Origin of the sequence: Rhodococcus sp. 06-470-2, assembly GCF_002258235.1 — a bacterium.
In the GTDB taxonomy this organism is placed as follows: domain Bacteria; phylum Actinomycetota; class Actinomycetes; order Mycobacteriales; family Mycobacteriaceae; genus Rhodococcoides.
This window is the reverse complement of sequence record NZ_NOYB01000002.1, coordinates 48712-67197: the sequence shown is the minus strand read 5'-3', so window position 1 is coordinate 67197 and position 18486 is coordinate 48712. Positions and strand designations below refer to the sequence as shown.

At 61.9% G+C, this 18486-nt stretch carries 19 protein-coding genes; 12 read left to right on the top strand and 7 right to left on the bottom strand.

Going from position 1 to position 18486, the window contains the following annotated elements:
* Positions 1–66 precede the first annotated feature (66 nt).
* From mce to CH276_RS00420, 11 genes are all read left to right on the top strand, one after another.
* A complete protein-coding gene (gene mce, locus CH276_RS00465; protein WP_015586177.1) occupies positions 67–501 on the top strand; it encodes a methylmalonyl-CoA epimerase in 435 nt (144 codons plus the stop codon).
* A 208-nt stretch (positions 502–709) separates the two neighbouring features.
* Positions 710–1909, top strand: coding sequence for a hypothetical protein (locus CH276_RS00460; RefSeq protein WP_032364816.1), 1200 nt, complete (start codon positions 710–712; stop codon positions 1907–1909).
* Positions 1906–2058: a hypothetical protein gene (locus CH276_RS28295; RefSeq protein WP_155290193.1), complete on the top strand. Its 153-nt coding sequence runs from the start codon at positions 1906–1908 to the stop codon at positions 2056–2058. The genes CH276_RS00460 and CH276_RS28295 overlap by 4 nt, the downstream gene beginning before the upstream one ends.
* Before the next feature lie 390 nt (positions 2059–2448).
* On the top strand, positions 2449–3285 hold the full coding sequence (locus CH276_RS00450; RefSeq protein WP_052049293.1) for a hypothetical protein: 837 nt from the start codon (positions 2449–2451) through the stop codon (positions 3283–3285).
* Between the two features lie 406 nt (positions 3286–3691).
* A complete protein-coding gene (locus CH276_RS28710) occupies positions 3692–4021 on the top strand; it encodes a hypothetical protein (RefSeq protein WP_212555970.1) in 330 nt (109 codons plus the stop codon).
* Positions 4018–4347: a transcriptional regulator gene (locus CH276_RS28705; RefSeq protein WP_032364819.1), complete on the top strand. Its 330-nt coding sequence runs from the start codon at positions 4018–4020 to the stop codon at positions 4345–4347. The genes CH276_RS28710 and CH276_RS28705 overlap by 4 nt, the downstream gene beginning before the upstream one ends.
* Entirely contained in the window at positions 4344–4655 is a 312-nt protein-coding gene (locus tag CH276_RS00440; protein ID WP_141214632.1) for a hypothetical protein, read from the top strand. The genes CH276_RS28705 and CH276_RS00440 overlap by 4 nt, the downstream gene beginning before the upstream one ends.
* A gap of 465 nt (positions 4656–5120) precedes the next feature.
* A complete protein-coding gene (locus CH276_RS00435) occupies positions 5121–5693 on the top strand; it encodes a hypothetical protein (protein ID WP_032364821.1) in 573 nt (190 codons plus the stop codon).
* A 116-nt stretch (positions 5694–5809) separates the two neighbouring features.
* A complete protein-coding gene (locus tag CH276_RS00430) occupies positions 5810–6469 on the top strand; it encodes an SdpA family antimicrobial peptide system protein (RefSeq protein WP_052049294.1) in 660 nt (219 codons plus the stop codon).
* Entirely contained in the window at positions 6466–7506 is a 1041-nt protein-coding gene (locus CH276_RS00425) for a sporulation-delaying protein SdpB family protein (protein ID WP_141214631.1), read from the top strand. The genes CH276_RS00430 and CH276_RS00425 overlap by 4 nt, the downstream gene beginning before the upstream one ends.
* On the top strand, positions 7503–8576 hold the full coding sequence (locus tag CH276_RS00420) for a GAF domain-containing protein (RefSeq protein WP_032364822.1): 1074 nt from the start codon (positions 7503–7505) through the stop codon (positions 8574–8576). Before CH276_RS00425 ends, CH276_RS00420 begins: the two co-directional genes overlap by 4 nt.
* 516 nt (positions 8577–9092) lie before the next feature.
* On the opposite strand, the gene CH276_RS00415 is transcribed toward CH276_RS00420, so the two are convergent.
* The 7 genes from CH276_RS00415 to CH276_RS00385 all read right to left on the bottom strand — a co-directional run bounded on the left by CH276_RS00415 (position 9093) and on the right by CH276_RS00385 (position 17078).
* A complete protein-coding gene (locus tag CH276_RS00415) occupies positions 9093–10997 on the bottom strand; it encodes a hypothetical protein (RefSeq protein ID WP_032364823.1) in 1905 nt (634 codons plus the stop codon).
* Positions 10998–11754: 757 nt separating this feature from the next.
* Positions 11755–12489 carry a type 1 glutamine amidotransferase domain-containing protein gene (locus CH276_RS00410; protein ID WP_052049296.1) on the bottom strand — a complete coding sequence of 245 codons (735 nt, stop codon included), beginning with the start codon at positions 12487–12489 and terminating at the stop codon, positions 11755–11757.
* Entirely contained in the window at positions 12486–13493 is a 1008-nt protein-coding gene (locus CH276_RS00405; protein ID WP_052049297.1) for a cupin domain-containing protein, read from the bottom strand. The genes CH276_RS00410 and CH276_RS00405 overlap by 4 nt, the downstream gene beginning before the upstream one ends.
* Positions 13490–14968 carry a pyridoxal phosphate-dependent decarboxylase family protein gene (locus CH276_RS00400; protein ID WP_052049298.1) on the bottom strand — a complete coding sequence of 493 codons (1479 nt, stop codon included), beginning with the start codon at positions 14966–14968 and terminating at the stop codon, positions 13490–13492. Before CH276_RS00400 ends, CH276_RS00405 begins: the two co-directional genes overlap by 4 nt.
* Complete coding sequence (locus CH276_RS00395; protein WP_032364824.1) at positions 14965–15276, bottom strand: hypothetical protein; 312 nt, start codon at positions 15274–15276, stop codon at positions 14965–14967. Before CH276_RS00395 ends, CH276_RS00400 begins: the two co-directional genes overlap by 4 nt.
* Positions 15277–15298: 22 nt before the next feature.
* On the bottom strand, positions 15299–16135 hold the full coding sequence (locus CH276_RS00390) for a hypothetical protein (RefSeq protein WP_052049299.1): 837 nt from the start codon (positions 16133–16135) through the stop codon (positions 15299–15301).
* Positions 16086–17078 carry a DMT family transporter gene (locus CH276_RS00385; RefSeq protein WP_230591638.1) on the bottom strand — a complete coding sequence of 331 codons (993 nt, stop codon included), beginning with the start codon at positions 17076–17078 and terminating at the stop codon, positions 16086–16088. Before CH276_RS00385 ends, CH276_RS00390 begins: the two co-directional genes overlap by 50 nt.
* Positions 17079–17152: 74 nt before the next feature.
* Here CH276_RS00385 and CH276_RS00380 point away from each other — a divergent pair, with 74 nt between their 5' ends.
* Positions 17153–18028: a LysR family transcriptional regulator gene (locus tag CH276_RS00380; protein ID WP_032364825.1), complete on the top strand. Its 876-nt coding sequence runs from the start codon at positions 17153–17155 to the stop codon at positions 18026–18028.
* Positions 18029–18486: the final 458 nt, after the last annotated feature.

Sequence of the window (18486 nt, the reverse complement as noted above, 5' to 3'; positions counted from 1 at the left end):
TCAGACAAGCGGATTCGGTCATGTCAGCATGTTGCATAGCGAGCAGTTATGCGGTGGACTGTAGGCATGCTGACTCGAATTGACCATATCGGGATTGTTTGTTTCGACCTCGACAAAACCGTCGAATTCTACAGTGCCACCTATGGATTCGAGGTTACTCACCTGGAATCGAACGAGGAGGAGGGTATCCGTGAAGCGATGTTGAAGATCAACGAGACCCCGGACGGTTACGCCTCGTACCTCCAGCTGCTGGGCTCGACCCGGGACGACTCAGTAGTAGGCAAGTGGCTGGCCAAGAACGGAGAAGGCGTCCACCACATCGCATTCGGCACGAACGACGTGAGTGGCGAAACAGAAGCCATACGGAGTAAGGGCGTCCGGGCACTCTACGACGAGCCGAGACAAGGTTCAATGGGGTCCCGAATCAACTTCCTGCACCCAAAGGATTGCCACGGGGTCTTGACTGAACTCGTCACCGCCGCAACACCAGACTCCGAATGACAACTGCCAGTTAATGTTGCGATGGTCCATATCGTCAGAGTGTTGATGCGGATTTGTGCCATGGAGTGGTAGACGAGGGGGCGGGATGGGAAAATTGGCGCGGCGTTCGGATAGAAGAGGGCAGAAGCCTCGGAATGCGAAGGGCACTCGGGTTCGCCGTGATGGATTCGACGGTGAGTTCGTTCCAGGGCAACAATTTTCGGTCGACATGCGTATCCGCCGGCAGGCCGCCGAGGTCCTGGAAGCAAAGGTCACCGCGGCGCGGTGGCCCCTTGTGCTCGAGGCCATCGAGGCCGCAGCCTGGCCGGTGGAGACCTACCTGGGAAAATTCCTTAAGGGCGGCTACGACGTCATCCGGTTTCGGTCCGACCCGACCGACGTGGGCGAGATGCTCCACAGGTTGTCCCGGATGACGAAGCTGCCGGTCGAAGTTGTCGCGCGGGAGCCCCACAAGCACTTGCCCTTCTGGCTCGATGACGAACCGGAATCGCACGATGTCGGCCTGCAGCCCTTCCGTTGGTTCCAGATGCTCTACTACAGCCACTTCCTTCTGCGCGCGTCGACGGCGGACCGGTATGCCTACTATGCGACGCCGGAGATGACTGCGTTGATCGAGGCCGGCCAGAGTGCCGATCGAGACCATGATGTTGCTGTGACCGTGGCAGATCTTCCCTCGAGCAGAGGAGTTCTCTATCTCGCTCCAGCGGATGGAGTGCCCGACCACGGGCGGGTCCTGGTGTGGAACGAGACAGGTCGCGACAGTGGAAGTGGAACCGATGTTCTCCTGATGGCCATGCTTACCGTTCCTGCTTTGCGGTGGTGGTTGGCGCGGGCCGACGGGGCAATTCCTACTGACGGAAACCGGTTGTACCGCGTCGTCAACGACTACCTACCGGTGTTTCCTTTCGCCGAGGTCCAGCTCAGCCCAGCCGAATCCGATGCTGCGCCCAGTGCACCGAACCGATCAGGAGGCGCGGGTTTCACGGACGTCGGTCCCGACGAACCTGCGCATTCCGTGACCGCCATGAATGACCTGGATTACGTTGCGCGAACGTTCTTCTCGATGGTGAACATGCTGCGAGGCAACAAGTTCGTGGAGTCCACCCGCCAGCAGTCGGCGCGCATGCGAGACAACGACGGCGTAGTCAAGCGGATGCGTGAGGTGACGTATTTGTCGTACCGGCAGCCGCGGCCTGCATCCAGTGCTTCATCGTCGGAAGGATCTGGCAAGCTCTCGCACCGCCACGTCGTTCGGGGGCATTGGCGTCGGCATTGGTATCCATCGCAGAAGCGTCATCTACCCATGTGGATCGATGAGCATTTGCAGGGGCCCGCGGATGCCCCGATTGTCGTCAAGAGCAAGGTGACTGTGGTGCGCCCGCCTGCGGAGAATGAGAGTGTTGAATGACCAACGACCGTAGTTTCGATCCGGACGCCGATCACGGCCAGGCGGGCTGGGTGACTCTGCCCAGTGGACAGCGTGCTTACCGCTACCACGGCTCGGACGACCTGATCTACGACGCAGCAACCGCCCCCGAGGCCGACGCGTCGAACTAGACGTAGATCGGAACCCCGCGGCGCAGGCTCGAGAAGACCGATGCACCGTCATGCCGGAAAGAACGACGCAGCTCGTCCAGTCATTCACATGAATGACTGTTGCCTGGGAACCACAAAGCAGCGCTGTGCGTCCAACACAGCATGGACGACGACGAGTGCGCAGCCATCCGTGACGAGGGGCGCGACCCCAGCGACCCGGCCGTCGTAAGCGCCCTCGACCAGGTGAAACGAACGCTTCACCTATACCGGCATCTCGCCTGGACCTTCACGGCAGACGACCTCGACACTCACACCCTCCACCGCTGAACGCGCCCACCTGCACGTTCGACAATCGAACATGCGTTCGATACGGTGTGGTGGTTCCTACCGGCGCGCGAAAGGTCGATCCACATGGCCACCGTCGACGCAATCGGGGACCTCACCGGCTTGGGCAAGGCCGAACAGCTCGCCGCGCTCCGACGCAGCATGGCCGCGATCCCCGGACGACGTGTCCACGCACCCATCGAGCCCGTCGACGCATCCCTGTTCGCCCCATCTCAGCCAACGGCCCCGCCCGCCGACGAACAGACCCTCAGCGGCCCTGTGCGTTCACAGACCCTGCGCACCATCCCCGTGCCCACGCCACTGTCGGAACTCCTCCCACGCGGTGCGCTGGCCCGCGGAACGGCCATCTCGATTACCGGTGCCGGATCGATCCTCGTCGGTCTCGTCGCTACAGCCAGCGCGGCCGGCCACCACGTCGCATTGATCGGGCAGTCGAAGTTCGGACTCCTCGCCGTCCACGAGCAGGGCGGCGACCTGTCGAAAATCCACCTGATCGACCCAGGCCAAGCAGACCCCCTCGACGCTGCGAGCATCTGTATCGAGGGCCTCGATCTGGTCGTGACGACCGTGCACGGACGCGATGTTCCGCCAACCCGGGCGCGTGCCCTGTTGGCCCGAAACCGTACGCACGCAGGAATTCTCGCGATCACGAACGGACGCATGCCCGGTCTCGACCTGGCAATCTCCTCGCGGCCTGTCGCGTACGGCGGAATCGAGCAGGGCAGGGGCCGTATCCGGTCGATCACCCTCGAGACCACCGTGCACGGGCGCGGTATCGCCGAGCGCACCGGCCGCTACACCCTCACCGCGCCCACGTTCGGCGAACAGGGCCTGCGGTGGACCCCGACCAGCGTCGACGCGGCCGTCCTGCACCGGCCACACGGTCTGGCGGTCGCGCAGTGAGCCCCGAGATGTACGAGAACTGGCCCGTCACTTTCGATCCGCCCACACGCCTCGTTGTCGATCCCCCTCAGAGAGTCTTGGTCAGCGTCGCGCTCACCGTGGCTGGCTCGTCTGGAGGATCCTTCCGTGACGGGGTGCCGCTCAAAGTCCGGTCCGAAGTTCTCTAGCCAGTGAAGTGTTGTTGCAATCAGTTGATTGATTTCTGGTCGCCGCTGTCCCCTGAGGATTACTACTTTACGAATCTTAAAGTAGCGGTTAGGCTCGTGGGAGATCAGCTAGGGAGGCAAAAATGTCCGAGCAATTCGACTCAGCGCGAGCGCTGTTCGAGTCCGAGCAGGCTTCACGCCGAATCGGCAGCCATCACCGCAGTGCCTCATCCCGTGGGCGTTCACTTACGCTCTCGTCGGTGGCAGTGGTGGTCGCGGCGGCTGGTTATGCAGTAATGGGGTTCGTCGAGCCTGGCTGGGTCTGGTTGCCCGCCGCTGTAGCGATTCTGGCGATATGCGCGATTCTGTTGATAGGCAAGTCGATTGGTGTCCCATTGCCACCGGGACGGGACTCCTCCGGGTCGACCACCGTCGGAACGGTGTTGATCGGCGTCGCCACGATCGCTCTTTGTATAGCGCCCCATGGCTTGATACTGGCGGTCGCATCCGGTGCGTTGGTACTGGCCGGCGCAGGTATCGTCGCCGTCGTCCCGGTGTTGGTGTCGGTGCGCGGAGTGCGAACGTCGTGACGGTCGATCATCCACGGCACCAACTCGATCGAGCACTGACCCAGCCGATTCGACTGTCGATTCTGGCGGCTGCGTCGAGGGAAGGTGTGGCTGCGGTGGAGTTCAAGATCCTCGCATCGGCACTTCAGATCAGTGATTCTCTACTTTCTCAACATGTGTCAGCTCTCGAAGCGGCCGGGTACGTTGCGGTAGAGAAGGGTCGAACCGCTCGGTACTCGCGCACATGGATACGGGCCACCGACCGCGGACGTACCGCGCTCGGTGAACACATGCAAGCCCTGCAGGACATCATCAAGTTCGTACCGGAAGGTGAGCAACCCACATGACTTCTCCCGTCGACACCATTACTGCAACTGTCTCTGTGAAGCCAGCGTGGGTGAATACGTGGTTTCACGCGTTGTTCACCAAACCTGGCCTCGAAGTCGATGGGCGCGGCCACGAATTGAACTGGGGCACCAACGACGTCGAGATCCCGTCTACCGCCAACCGAATCGGCGTCTACTTTCACTACCGAGGTCGGCCCGCGCAGCGCCTCGCATTGAGCGAAAAGCTACTCGACCATCGAATCGGTAGTCGCATCACTGCACGCCTGGGAGTGCGAAACTCTGCACAGTTCAACATCATCGAGCCGTAGAAATCCCAATAGCGAGGTTTCACGTCAGTCGTCCCATTCGGATCGTTTGTCTCGTTAATTAGTCCTTCGTAAAGGTTTACACCCGCCTGTCTCGTCGTTAGTATCAGCTTGTTCGGTTTGTTTTGTTCGCCGACGGACTGTCCATCGGCGAACCGGCCAGGCGACCCGCATGTGCCGTTGCTGCGTAGGCATGGTGGGGAAATCGGTGCGCGATAGCAGTTGCGTGGAGCTGCGTAGTCGGCACGGTCTGGGGTGGTCCACGCGGTCATCGGCGTGGCAAATCGAGCGCTCGAGTCGGCGAACCCGTCGATCGAAGCCGCCTCGGCGTCGCCCGCCGGTATAGGGGTCTCGTCGAAACACACCCTTCGAGGATGAATTGTGTTCCCACGTAAAGTTAAAGTCGCCGCCGCTATTGCCGCCCCGCTGGTGGTCCTGAGTCTCGGGGCAGTAGGGACTGCTCAGGCCTTGACCGTTCACGACGCGCCGGTGCAGGCCGCATCGGCGACCGGTCCGAAGCAGGATAAATACACCGACCAGGACGTGGTGGGGCTACTCGCGCTCGCCAGCGGCCGTGCGGCGCAGGACCATCCGGACGTCGCCGCCAAATTCAAGGTCGAAGGAGCACCTACCGCCACTGACGAACAGATCGGCCAACTCACCGATGCCCTGGTCTCTGTCGATCCGAACTTCCACTCCTCGGTGACCCACGCCGTTCAGGCGAACGATCCCTACCAGGCTCAGAAGGGTATCGACACCATCTCGGCTGATCTGAAGACGTTGGCCGCGCAAAGTGGCGCGAGTGAGTCCGGCGGAGATGTCCATACCGACGGATTTTTCTACCACGACTCCAACATCGCTGTAGAGATCAATGTGGCCGGCGTCCTCAACGCAGTCGGGTACGCCAACGTCGCAGCTGCGACCGAAGTAGGGGTCGTGCTCTACGTCGTCCCCGATGCGATCTCCTACGGCTTCGACCTGAATCGAAAGGGCGACTTCGAGCGAACCGAGACTGCTGCGTTGGTGACCTCAGCGCTCTGAGACCCGTCAACGCTTTCGCCCCTGGGTGCGTTGCCTCGATCCCGCTTCGATCCGTGCACCGCACCCAGGGGTGGTCGACCCATCCGATCAGCCACGTCCGAGCATGAGAGCCCGCCATGACAGACGTTCGACCCGAGCTGCACCAGATCGACGAGGCAACAGCGAGCACAATCGAGGCCGGTCGCGGCGAGTACTCGACTTCTATTGGGGCGCAACGTCGGCCACCGAAGGTGCTGATTGTTCTGCTCTTCGTGGTCGCCGCGGCAGTAGTAGTCGGCGGTTTCGCCTTCGCCATAGTCTTCACACTGCCCAGCAACGTCTTGTTCACACGCGACGGCGATCACCCCGTCCGGACGGCGTTCAACGCATTGGATCCACAGGACTGGGCATTCTTCACCCGCGATCCGGAAGGAACCCAGGTCGGTGCCTACACCGTCGACAGTGCCGATGCTGTCTACAGCCTGATGAAGACCCCACAGGGAGCGGTGACCAACCTCTACGGGCTATCGCGCACCCAACGGGCGCAAGGCCCCGAACTCGGGTTCCTCAACGCCGCCGTCCGAACCTGGTTGCCCTGCGACGACCCAACGGCCACATGCATTGTCACCGCTGCCGAGTCTGTTCCGGACGAGGTGACGAGCAACTCACCGATACCGACCGTCTGTGGAGACGTCGTCCTGACCGAAGAGCACACCACACCCTGGAGCTTCCGACGTCTCACGGACGAATATCGGAAAGTCACCGCAACCGCGCACCTGAATGTGCAGTGCTCATGATGACCACCGCTCGGCTCGAGACCGCAGGCACCATCAACGACACAGTGGAGTACGTCTACCGAAAAGTCTCCGAGCACGATCCTCGCAACAGGTGGTTCGGGACCGGCCGCACCGTCCTGGCGCTAGCTCAGCTGTCGATCCTGCTCTTCACCACCCCAGCTGCGTTGATGGTGCCGGTGATCGGACAGAACGATGCTCCGCATTGCGCCGGAGTGCAGAGCGCATCTCTGTACTGCCTCGGACACGACGCCATCCCACTGGAGTGGCGACACTGGGGCATGGCCGCAATCCTGCTGCTGGTGGCCACAGGGTGGCGTCCCCGAGTGACCGCACTCCCACATGCCTGGGTCGCCTACTCGATCGCCGGCAGCATCGCACTGCCCGACGGTGGCGAATCGGTCGTGCGCATCGTCTGCATCCTGATCGTCCCCCTTGCCCTCCTCGACGACAGAGGCTGGCATTGGCAACACCCCACCACCGAACCCAACCGGTGGATTCAACCCCTCTCGTACGCATGCCTGCTCGCGCTGCGACTGCAGCTGGCCTTCATCTACTTCGACAGTGCGATCAGCAAGTTCGGTGTCTCGGACTGGGTCAACGGGACCGCCGAGTACTATTTCCTGCGCGACAACGCATTCGGAGCAAGCTACCCACTCGAACCGATGCTGATCTGGACCTCGAACATACCGGCATTGGTGATCTCGATGACCTGGGGAGCACTGGTCATCGAACTGCTGATCGGAATCCTGTTTCTAGGCACGAGACGATGGCGCAAAGTGGGCCTGACACTCGACATCGTGCTACACGTCGGGATCATCGCGACCATGGGACTGTGGAGCTTCTCCACGATCATGATCGGATCCGCGATCATCGCCGCGATGCCCACCCGCCGGCGCACCACATTCTCGACGGACGGCACACGATCAACCCTCGACGTGAGCGAGCTCGATCGCGACCGAAGCCGCCGCCCCGATGTCACAGACCCCATCACCGCTACAGCGGGCCCTCCCGAAGCCATCGGGTCGGACGAGCGATGACGACCCAATCCACTCACCACGCCAGCCGCGACACGCGCCATCAGTGGCTGTTGATCGACACCCTCGGACCGCACGAACACACCGTGGTGGGAGTGGGCGACACCTCACGCCGGGCAACTCCACTACAGAAGTTTCTCCGCGGTTCCCACCGCACCGCGGCACTCGATGCGGTCCGCTCGGCATCCGATACGGGACGACGTCACGACGTCACGGCCGGCCGCAAGAGGGTGACCGCCGAGCCGATCCTCGATCACCGCGGTCGTACACGAGCTGTGTGGCTGCTCATTTCACCTGTCGAGGAGGCATCTGCAGCTCCGCCGTCCGCTCACGCCTTCGAATGGAATCTCACGCGAGGAACCGCAATCACGATGGCAGCGCCCCACCACGGCCGACAGCGTACTGTTGCCGACGCCATCGAGCCACATGATCTCGGCGTCGACGCCGCCCCAGCTCTGGGACACCTCGTGGCCGCACACGCCGACACAGCAGTGCAACTGACCACAGTGAAGGCCACTGCAGACCATGCGCAGCGCCGAGTGAACGTGACCGGTCGCATTCGCCTCGACCGCGCGACAGGAGACCGTGTGTTCCACGGCCTCTCGCACGACCTCGGACCCTCCCCGCTGCCACCCCAGAGCGCCGCTACTCACTTGTCGGACCTCATCGTTCACTCGCTCTTACGTCCCCAAGAACACCTTGCGATCGTCGATCCCGCCACGCTGATGTTGCTGGTTTGGCACACCGCACCGCCGCCCGGACTGGCGTGGAGAAGCATCGCCACTAAAGCGCGGCCCGTCATACACCCCGAAGACCTGCCGTGCGCACGACTTCTGGCGACAGCCGTACAACAACCTGCGGCCACTGCTCGAACGCCAGAGACAATTCGGTTGCTCCACGAAACCGGCCACTACGAGAAGTACGAAATCAGAGCTGCCCCATTGCCTCTGGGTGCGAAAGCGCGCGCAGCATTGGTCACCGTACGCAGAGTGGGTGAGGTCGGAGCCGGTAGCTCCGCAGATGTCGTGTTATACGACAACACCTTTCCGACCGCGGCATACTGTTCGCCGTGACCTTGAACGACGTCGATGAGGTTCTCTCAGGCCGTCGGCCACGGCGGTATCGAGCAGGGAGGGGCCGTATCTGGTCGATTACCATCGAAACCACCGTTCACGGACGCGGCATCACACAGCGCACCCACGTTTCGGCGAGCAGATTACTGCGCTGCAGGCCCGCCGGCGCGGACATGTCTGTCGCCCACCGGCCGCACAGGCGAGCGGTCGTGCATTTGACCAGCGAACTGTGAGAGAACTGGCCCGTGACCTTCGAGCCACTTAGCTCTATTCGACCCGCTTCAGCAACAGCGACGGACAGGCGAGAGATCGGAAGGTCTCGCGATGGACGTCAAGGCCCCTGGGCTTCTTCACGCATGGGCGAAAACTGGACGGGGACAGTGGATTTGCTGCCTAAGTTTCAAAATTCCGATCGGCAACGGCAAGGGGTACCTTCAGCTCGATCACCAATGGTGCCCCGCCGACGCCGCCCAGCCCGTCGAGTAGCTACCGGAGCGGGGTGTTCGGGCTGGCCGATCAGTCTTGTTCTGTAATCGGTGTTTTCCGATGGGCAAGTGCGTTACTCATCAACGCATCCATCCATTCCCGTGTCATGTCCAAGCCTGAGTGGTTTTCCAGCAGTTCAGCTGCGGTAGCCGCCACCTTCTGTGAGAAGAGAGCCAGAATGCTGATTGACTCGTGCGCCACCAGAGTCGTCACCACATTCAGTGCGTCACCACGCGCTCGCTGCAAGGCGTACGGCTCGTCCGCGTCGAGCTGCAAGTCCTTCAGGAGCTCTCTAGCGCCTTCCCAATTAGGCTTTTTGTGGGCGTGCGCGTACGCGCCCAACACTCGATTCCAAGCCGACAGTCGACCCCACCCGGCGGCCTCTATCCACCGCTGAGGCTTGTTGTGCACGGATTCTTCAAGGCGCTCCGCTTTCGCCGGTTTCGTCCGGTGGACCCTGGATCGAGCGATTTGCTCTAGCGTGCATCGAAGCGAAGCCATCGCCCGGTCGTCGTCTTCCAACCACAACCAGTATGCGGACCGCAACGTCGACGACACCAGAGCCAGGGGAGTCGATGCTGCTGGTATCAGAGGACCGTTGCGTGTCCACAGAGCAGCAAGAGCCGCCAACTCGGCAACCACGATGTAGTTCGTCCCGCGCGAGGCCACCGAGTCAATGTTGAAATCGTCGCCTAGTTCGTCTCGCTCGGCGGCGAGGGCTCGTAGCGCAAACGATGCACTCGCCTGGCGATGAGCGCCGAAGGCTAACGTCGCAAGCTCGTCGTCCCGATACAAGCGACCTGCGGGCCGATGATTCCAGGCCAGCGACTCGTACGTGGATCGTTGATCGTCTAGGTAGCGAACAAACACCGGCAAGAGGCCTTCATCGGGCGACAATGGCATGACGGTAGGCAATCTCGGCAGTACGAACGATGACGAATACGGGAGGGCATCGTCTGGTGGTTCTTCACCCGCGACGTCAGCCGAAGGCCGTACGGCAAGGTTGATACTTGCTATCAACGTCACGGCGTCCTCGGGATCGCCCTGCCGATACAGGCCAGCAGCCGTCATGTATTGAATCTGGGTAAGGCTCAAGCTCAACGCATCCGCTATGCAGTCCACCGCGCCGTATACGACACTTGGTACATCGAATCTGCTCAGGAGCGCGGCCGACTCCCACCACATGGCTTCCTCGAAGAGTCGCGCATGCATTATTTCGCTGAGAACGCCGTAGACGACGGCTGGGCATACTTCACGTCCGTTCGCCAGGACGACGTGCTTATGAGGCGCGGTTGGCTCCTCTGTGCTTGCGGAGCTGTCGTCGCCCTCGATATCTTGCGCAGTAGTCGGGTCTGCGTCGCCCTCGATGTTGGATGATTCCGGCGGTGCGCCAGGATTTGGCATGCGCTCGGCGTATGCGGTCCACGCACGCGCAATGAAGTCCTCCACTTTTTCAGACGGATGTTGCTCGACTCCGACGACAGGTGCCATGACCGCAGTCCATCGTTCGAGTTGTTGTCGGGCGATCGTGGCAGCGGCCACCACTTGTCCTGCGAGAAGCAGTCGGGTGGCCGCGACGCAGCTGTCCACTCCCCAGCCGAGGTCGTGAGGCCATTTGCCATAATAGGCTGACGGTGCGCGATCCAAAGTAAGGTTCAGCTTGCGATGCGCGATATCCAGTATTGCTATCGGTGCCAGAAAAAGGATTGCTTCGAATCGGAATCCATCCGGCAGCTTCTCCGTGTTCTTCATCCTGACGTTGTGGCGCGCAATCAGAGTCTCGGCCAATCGATCGGGTCCAGATCCGCACATGCGCTCGTAATCGCGCACGTTGGTGCCGACTCGCCGTCCACGGTCATCTTTGCGCTTCGCTTTGCGTTCTGCGCTGCTCAGATGGTCCATATCGCCAGGCGACGGAATGCTTGCTCTGTCCATTCGTGCAGCCTACGAGGTCGAGCAATGCTAGGTCGCCGAATGCAGTCAGCCAGCTGTAGAGTGGTCCCAGCATGCACGACGCCTCCGGGGTGATTGAGGCGAGGTCTTGAATCGTTTTGGCCGGTGATCCGGGAAGTGCTATCGCAGGTATCGAAGCGGTCAATTCCGTAAGGTCTGCCGGGCAGCGGCGCGGCAGAATTGATGCGACAATAGGACTACTTAAAGTATCTGCCTTCTACTCTTCGCAGAGTTCGTTATCATCGTTTGGAGGAATGGGTTGCTCAAGCGAAAAGGTGAATTACCTGCTATAATTGGTGGATGCCGGAAAAGCATCGGTAAATCTATTGAATGGAGGACCTATTTGAATCGTGATAGATAAATTATACACCTTAGCGGCGATCATTGTTGCCGTGACAGAAGTAATTAAGGCAACAACGGGATTGGTTGTAGCAGCGTCTACATTGATCCCTTCGATATTAATGTTGATTTGCATTATTTCGGCGCTTTAATCGATGGAAAGACCCGTCACTCGACCTAGGGTGGCGGGTTTTCTGTATCTGTAATGTCAGTTGTCATGGTCGTGTTTTCGTTTCGGTCGGTCAGTGGTTAAGAATGCTGGTCGTGGCGACTTCGGCCAAGACGTCAATCAGGTGCTGACAGACAGAATAGGCCTATAAAATTCTAAATCCCACGCACGTTACAGCGTTCCGAGCAGTTCCATCCAGGGACAAAGCCGAGAGGTCAACCGGCCGGTGAACTAGCGAGTTCCTGAACGGGTAGTCGAACTGGAGTAGTTTGCGATCCGTTGGGTCAGCTGTTCTGCGACCGCCTCGGTGGAGGCGGGGTTCTGTCCGGTGATGAGGGTGTCGGTGATTTCGATGTGCTGCTGCCACGGGTGTCCTGCGGTGTACGTGCCGCCCCGGCGCCGGATTTCCTGCTCGACGGTGAAGGGGAGCGTGCCGAGCAGTCCTACATCGGCTTCCTCTTGGTCCGAGAAACTCGTCATCGTCAGGGCTGCATACGGCCACGTTGCTCCGGATGCGGTGTCGGCAAGCAACGCCGCAGTTCCATGGCAGACCGTCGCGATCGGGGTCCCCTCCCGTCGGAGCGCGCGGAGAAACTCTCCAACGTGAGAGTTCTTGTGCAGGTCCACCACTGGCCCGTAGCCGCCGGGCACAAAGATCCCGTCGACGGTAGAGGGGTCAACCGTTTCGAGCGCGGCCGGCGCGCGCAAATTCTCGCTCAGACCGGATAGGTACGTTCTGTACCCGTCAGGGTCTGGGCTGTGAGGGGCGTGCATGCTGTCGGGTTCGACGTGCGCAGCGCCGCCGCCGGGTGTCGCGATGATCGTCCGTATGTTTGCGGCCGTGAAGATTCGATGGGCTGTGATGAACTCTTCGGCCCAGAAGCCGCATGGTCGAGTGGAGCCGTCATTGAGCGTCAGGATGTGGGCTTCGGACAGCAGGATCGTGATGGTCGACGTTGGTGTCACCGTTGTGCGTCTTTCTCTTCGCGGTAGAGACCGAGGGCGGTCATCGCGGGCGCGTCGTTGAACTCGAACAGCACGGCTGGAATGTCGGTGTCGTTGACGTAGCTGACAGTCGACCACGATGGAACGGCGATGCTGTCTCCTTCGCTGCACCGGAACGGCTTTCCGTCGACGTGGATGGTGGACAACCCTTGTGCCCCGATCAAGACGGCGGAAGCGGTGCGCCGCATCGGTTGTGTTCGGATCCCTGCAGGTAGGAGTGTGAATGCAGCATCGATGACCGGTGTGACAGGGTCGTGGGTTCCTTCTGCGTGCAGGGTGTGTCGGTATGCGTGGTGCGGGTCGGCCTCGTGGGTCCGCTGTTGCTCACCGAGGGCGCGAAGTACGTTGTCCCACTTGTAGAGCAGCGGCTCGCTCAGGTTTCGGTGGTGTCTGTCCTGCGCGAAAATGTGGGGCTCGAGGTGGGTGTTGTCGGTGTGGAGCTCGAACTGTGTCGCGGCGAGGGCGGCGACGAGGGGGTCGTTGGTGCAGTCCTGCCAGATGGCGGGGGAGTCGGTGGGGCTGTCGTTGCCGTGCTCATGCCATTCGCCGGCGGGGGTGATCACCACGTCGCGAGGCTCGAGATACATCTTGGTTCCACCGACGGCCGTCCATGCCCCGTCACCCTCGTGCATGTAGCGCAGGGCCGTCGGCGCGTGCCGATGCGGGGTCATACCTTCACCGCGGTTGATGATCTGCAGCCCCGAATAGAGATATCCGACGGCGGCCTCGCGGGCATGGCCCGGATTGGCGAGGGTCAGTACCCGTAGAGCTGCTCGGTCGCCCTTGACCATGTCGGCTGCCGCGATCGCGAGCGGTCGAAGCTCGGCATAACTCCAGTGCACGGCATGGGAGTCGGGGGCCGGGGCCCACGGCAAGTTCTCGTTGGCCGCGGACCACCGCCCGATGGCGGATATTGCTGCCGCCTTCTCGTGCAGCATGGCCTCGGTGGAAATGGTGGTGGTCACGACGCGGATACCTCCTGTTGGGTGACGGTCACTGAAGCGAGTGGACGGGGTGTGCCGACGACGGCGTCGGCTGCCTCGGTGAGCTCGGCAACCAGTTGGTCGATGTGGTCGGCAGTGGTGTGGATGTTGCCGATGGACACTCGGATGACGTAGTGGCCGTTGAGCTCGGAGTGGGAGAGCAGCGTCCGGTGGGTGCTGTTGACGGTCTCGAGGATCTTCCGCGTCGCCTGTCCGTCGGCAGAGGAGATCCGGAGGCAGAGCAAGGGGAGCGGCGAATCGTTCGCGAGATGCCACCGCGGGTCTGCGGCAAGGGCGTCTCGCAGCCTCGTCGCCAGGGTGAGACTGTGTTCGAGTCGAGTTCGGATGCCTCGTATTCCGAAGGCGCGCAGGGTCCACCACAGTTTCAGAGCTCGGAATTGTCGCCCAAGGTTGAGGGTGTAATTCATGTAGTCGATACCGCCGGTGGTGTCGGTACGCAGGTATTCGGGAACCAGTGTGAAGGCGGCTTCGAGTGCTCCGGGGTGACGGCAGAACAGTGCCCCGCACTCCATAGGGGTGAAGAGCACTTTGTGTGGGTTGGCGACGAGAGAATCGGCGGCCGCGAGTGACGGAAGGACCTGCGCGATGGCCGGGGCTATGCGCCAGAAGCCTCCGTACGCGGCGTCGACGTGCAGCCACACTCGGTGGTCGCGGCACACGGCCGCAATCGCCTCGACCGGGTCGAGAGCACCTGAAGTGGTCGTACCGACGGTGGCGACAACAGCGATCGGTGTGTAACCGTCCGCGACGTCCGATCCAATGCGAGTCGACAGAGCAGCAGGATCGAGTTGGCCGCTAGCGTCGGTGGGTAGGCGTACGACATTGTCGAGCCCGATGCCGAGAGCGATCGCAGCTTTGTCGACCGACGAGTGGGCCTGGTCGGAGGTGTAGATCCGGCCGGGTTTCTGGCCGGATGTTCCGTGATGTCGAACCTCGGGCTGTGCCCGGTGGCGGGCGGCGGCCAACGCGTAGAACGTGCCCAGTGATGCACCGTCGACGAGCAGTGCGTCTGCGGCGGGGTAGTCGAGCAGTTCGGCGAGCCATCTGGTGACGGTGTCTTCGACGGCGGCAGCCGAGGGCGCGCTCTTCCACAACATGACGTTGACGTTCAATGCCGCAGCGGTCATCTCGGCGAGGATGGCCGGTCCGGAGGAACTGTTGCTGAAGTAGGCGTGGAATCGTGGATGGTTCCAGTGCGTCAAATGCGGAACGACGTTGTTCCAGGTGTCGTCGAGTATGTCGGCGAAATCTGTTGCCTCGGATGGCAGCTCGCTGTCGATCGCGTCGGCGACATCGGCCGCATCGGCCGGCGTCGTGACGGGCACGTCGTCGAGCGCGGCGAAGTGTCGACATATTCGATCGAGGGTGTCGGTGCCGAAGGCTTTGAGCTGCTCGGGAGTCCAGTCGCCAGTCGGCTTTGTTGGGTCGGGGGTCATTCGACGTCGACCGGCAGCTCGTGGGCGAAGACGACCTCGCGGGGGCGTTCGCAGTACCGGCGGTAGAAATCTTCGAGTAGTGGCGTCTCCGATTCGATGAGGTGCGTGGCGTGCTCGGCGCTTTCCCAGGGGTAGGTCATCGTTACGCGTTGGGGGTCCGATGCGTGCTGGAAGAAGCGCGCGTGGCCCGCCCACCCCGGGTGGTGGTGTGCGTTGTCGTCGAGGAGTTCGTCCATTTCTTGCAGGACCGAGAGGGCGTTCTCGGCCGCTTCGGCGGTCAGGTGCCAGGTTTCGATGACGGTGATCATGAGAGGGCGAAGCCTTTCTGTTTCAGTTGCTCTGACCGGTGCTGTCGAAGTGCTCTTGCAGCAGTGAATCGCCGCCGGGGACGAATCGTTGGCAGATGAGTTGGTGGGCGCGCCGGTTCTCGGCCTGGCTCTTCCAGAGCCGTCGTGCGGAATCTGCTGCGACGCCGGGAAGTTCAGCCGTCTTGAGTGTTGTACGGACGATCTTGGCGCGGGTGAGCATCACGTCGTGATCCCGGTTGAACACGGCGGAGAACCCGGGTTCGAGCCAGGGCGGTTCCATGGATGGCCGGACGAAGTCACGGTAGATCTCCGGTGAGAAATCGGACGCGTACCGCATGCTCTCGGTCGCCCCGGCGTAGAGAGTCCCTAGTTCGGTGAGTTGGTGGGCGAGAGCGGGCCACTGCTTGTTTGCAAGGCACTCCAGCACTGCCGCGAGCCGGCTGTTCATGGATATGACGAACAGGTGGAACAGGTGGTGGCCCTTCTTCCAGCGTGTGATCGCTTGTCGTGCAGCGTCGTTGGGAGCCTGCGGGGTGCGATCGTCCGTGCTGTGGTCTGCCGGCGCTGCCAGCGGGGAAGGATCTCGTCCCTGTGCGGCCACAGCTGCTGCGGCGGAGGCGTCGCCGACGACTACGGCCAGGGCGTCGAGTAGGCGGAGTCGTGAGTCGTTGTCCAGAGTGGACTGCGGCAGATCTGTGGTGATGGCGGTGACGACGGTCAGTGCGCTGACCGCCCACGCGTGCGGGTCGGCGCTGCGGGAGATCCTGAAGTAGGTGTCGTATTCGGCGCTGCGGGCGACGGGGATGGTGCTATCGGTGGGTAGGACGACTCGATCGATGCTCGTCGGAGATGGGGTCATGAAGGCCTCTTCCGTGGCTTGAAGTGGAGTCAGGGTGGTGGGGGTGTCGGGTTGCGGTCCAGACGGCTCCGACGACGACGGCGGCTCCGGCCAGTTGAATCCAGGTGGGTCGCTCGCTGAGGACAACGAATCCGAACGCGATAGCCAGCACAGGCTGCAGCAGGAGTAAGGCCGCGACGGTATTAGCCGCCAGCGATCGGGATCCCGAACTGATGAACAGCCAGGCGGCAACCTGTCCGAGCAAAGCGAGCGCGATCATCCATCCCCACGCGGCCGCGGAGATGTCGAGATCGAGGTCTCCGAGGCCTGCCGAGACAATGCCGGCAGTGACCGTTGCCGATGCGGTGGCCACACAGATCGGGGTGACCAGATGGCTGGGGCTTCGCTGGGTGGAGCGGCGGTTCAGGAACAGGTAGGCCGCGTACGCGGCACCGGCGGAGATTCCCAGGATGGACCCGCGGAGCGCGTTGTCGGCTCCTGTTCCGCCGATGAGTCCGCCGGCGAGTGCAACGCCGAGCAGCATGCAAGGCACCGCCATGAGGAATCGTCGGGGGATTGCGGTTCGATCGACGACGAGCGCGATCAGCGGCAGCACGACGACCTGGACATTGATAAGGACGGTGGCGATCGAGGCACCGACGTCGAGGATGCTCGCGGTCCACATCACGTAGTCCGCTCCGAGGAAGACTCCGGCACCAATGGCCATGGGATACAACCTCGTCGGCATTGCGCCGCGTCGGTGAAGTTCCCACAGCGCCATCGGAACGAGAGCCGCCAGCGCGATAAGACATCGTAGAAATGCCGCCGTCCCCGAGGTGACATCGGCGAGTTTGACGAAGGTGGCGGACAGCGACAGCGACGCGGCACCGGCGATGACCAGCGCCGCATTCCCGCCCACCCCCCGATCGGCGGCGTCAGCTCTCGGTATCGCGGTTCTGGTCACCTGGTCAAGGCAACCAGTTACAAACCGATAAGTCTACTAGCCAGTTCTACCGCTAAAACAGTAGTATCACTTATATGTTGTCGTGGGATCGGATGAAAGTTTTCGCCGCAGTAGCCGAACAAGGTTCTGTCACTCGAGCTGCAGAATCTTTACACCTCACCGGACCTGGAGTGTCGCAACACATCCGCAAGTTGGAGAAGGAAGCCGGCACCACCCTGGTCGAGAGAGAGGGAAGGTCGATACGGCTGACCCCCGCCGGTCGCGCACTGGCGACACGTGCGGCCGCCATGTCCGCTCTCGCCGAAGCCGCAGAAGACGACCTTGCCTCGATCGATACCGACGTTGCCGGAGCGCTGAGAGTAGGCGCGGTCGCAAGTGCATTACGTCGGCTGGTGGTCCCAGCTCTGGCAGACCTCGCTCGCACGTATCCACTGCTGCGCCCCGAGGTCGTCGACGGAGAAGGAATCGATTTGCTCGACCGCCTCCAGCACCGCACCCTCGATCTCGTCGTCTTCGAGTCCTGGGACCATCGGCCGGCGACGGTCCCCGCAGGTATCGACGTCCACACCCTCCACACCGAGGATGTACACCTCGCGGTACCGATCGAGGATAGCCGTGAGATGGCAACCCTCTCCGGCGAAACGGAATCGATCTGGACGGTATGCCCATCAGGGTCGGATGCGCACTCCGCGCTCGTGCACGCATTGCGCGAAGCTGGAGTCGAACCGACGATCCGCTACGAGGTGTCCGACTATTCGACCCAACTGGCCCTCGTCGAAGCAGGTCTGGCCGTCGCGCTGGTTCCGGACACCGCGCGAGTCCGAACGGCCGGGGTGCGGTATCTGCCGACCGAGCCGGCCGTGACGCGTTCGTTGCGTGCGGCGAGCTCGACCCGAATCCCGGCTGTCGGCGCGCTCCTGAATGCGATGAACGTGATTCTCGCAGGCTGATTCCGCGGCCGACCTGCACCCGTAACGCTCGGTTCTCAGGACTGCTCAAAAGGTAACGGGCAGGCATATGACATCTGCGAAACAGGTTGTATGGCAGTGATTGTCAGGGCGCAGGTATGCGCTAGATCCGGGTTCACGGCCACCGGAAGCGCGGGAGATCGCGAATGCTGAACGTCGGCAGGGCGACGGTGGTGGCCGAACACTGTCCGACACGCCCGTGGGATCAAGCTTCGTAGAATTCCCCTATTCGGGGAATTCTACGTTCCGTTCAAGACCTCCGCCATCGGTGCCACAATCGTTACGGTGCGGCGATGAACAGCATCACGCCCCATGAAATGACCCCACTCAGCCCGATTGCATCGGCAGGTTTGCTCGGACGAGCGGCGACGACGTGCTGAACTTCTGCTCCCTGGTAGTGGCAGTCACTGCCGTTATAGCGATCCGTTCCTTCACGGAGT

What these genes read in the sequence shown, in the direction of transcription:
- mce (WP_015586177.1), top strand. Translation starts at nt 67, where the DNA reads ATGCTGACTCGAATTGACCATATCGGGATTGTTTGTTTCGACCTCGAC.
- CH276_RS00460 (WP_032364816.1), top strand. Translation starts at nt 710, where the DNA reads ATGCGTATCCGCCGGCAGGCCGCCGAGGTCCTGGAAGCAAAGGTCACC.
- CH276_RS28295 (WP_155290193.1), top strand. Translation starts at nt 1,906, where the DNA reads ATGACCAACGACCGTAGTTTCGATCCGGACGCCGATCACGGCCAGGCG.
- CH276_RS00450 (WP_052049293.1), top strand. Translation starts at nt 2,449, where the DNA reads ATGGCCACCGTCGACGCAATCGGGGACCTCACCGGCTTGGGCAAGGCC.
- CH276_RS00440 (WP_141214632.1), top strand. Translation starts at nt 4,344, where the DNA reads ATGACTTCTCCCGTCGACACCATTACTGCAACTGTCTCTGTGAAGCCA.
- CH276_RS00430 (WP_052049294.1), top strand. Translation starts at nt 5,810, where the DNA reads ATGACAGACGTTCGACCCGAGCTGCACCAGATCGACGAGGCAACAGCG.
- CH276_RS00425 (WP_141214631.1), top strand. Translation starts at nt 6,466, where the DNA reads ATGATGACCACCGCTCGGCTCGAGACCGCAGGCACCATCAACGACACA.
- CH276_RS00420 (WP_032364822.1), top strand. Translation starts at nt 7,503, where the DNA reads ATGACGACCCAATCCACTCACCACGCCAGCCGCGACACGCGCCATCAG.
- CH276_RS00415 (WP_032364823.1), bottom strand. Translation starts at nt 10,997, where the DNA reads ATGGACAGAGCAAGCATTCCGTCGCCTGGCGATATGGACCATCTGAGC.
- CH276_RS00400 (WP_052049298.1), bottom strand. Translation starts at nt 14,968, where the DNA reads ATGACCCCCGACCCAACAAAGCCGACTGGCGACTGGACTCCCGAGCAG.
- CH276_RS00395 (WP_032364824.1), bottom strand. Translation starts at nt 15,276, where the DNA reads ATGATCACCGTCATCGAAACCTGGCACCTGACCGCCGAAGCGGCCGAG.
- CH276_RS00390 (WP_052049299.1), bottom strand. Translation starts at nt 16,135, where the DNA reads ATGACCCCATCTCCGACGAGCATCGATCGAGTCGTCCTACCCACCGAT.
- CH276_RS00380 (WP_032364825.1), top strand. Translation starts at nt 17,153, where the DNA reads ATGTTGTCGTGGGATCGGATGAAAGTTTTCGCCGCAGTAGCCGAACAA.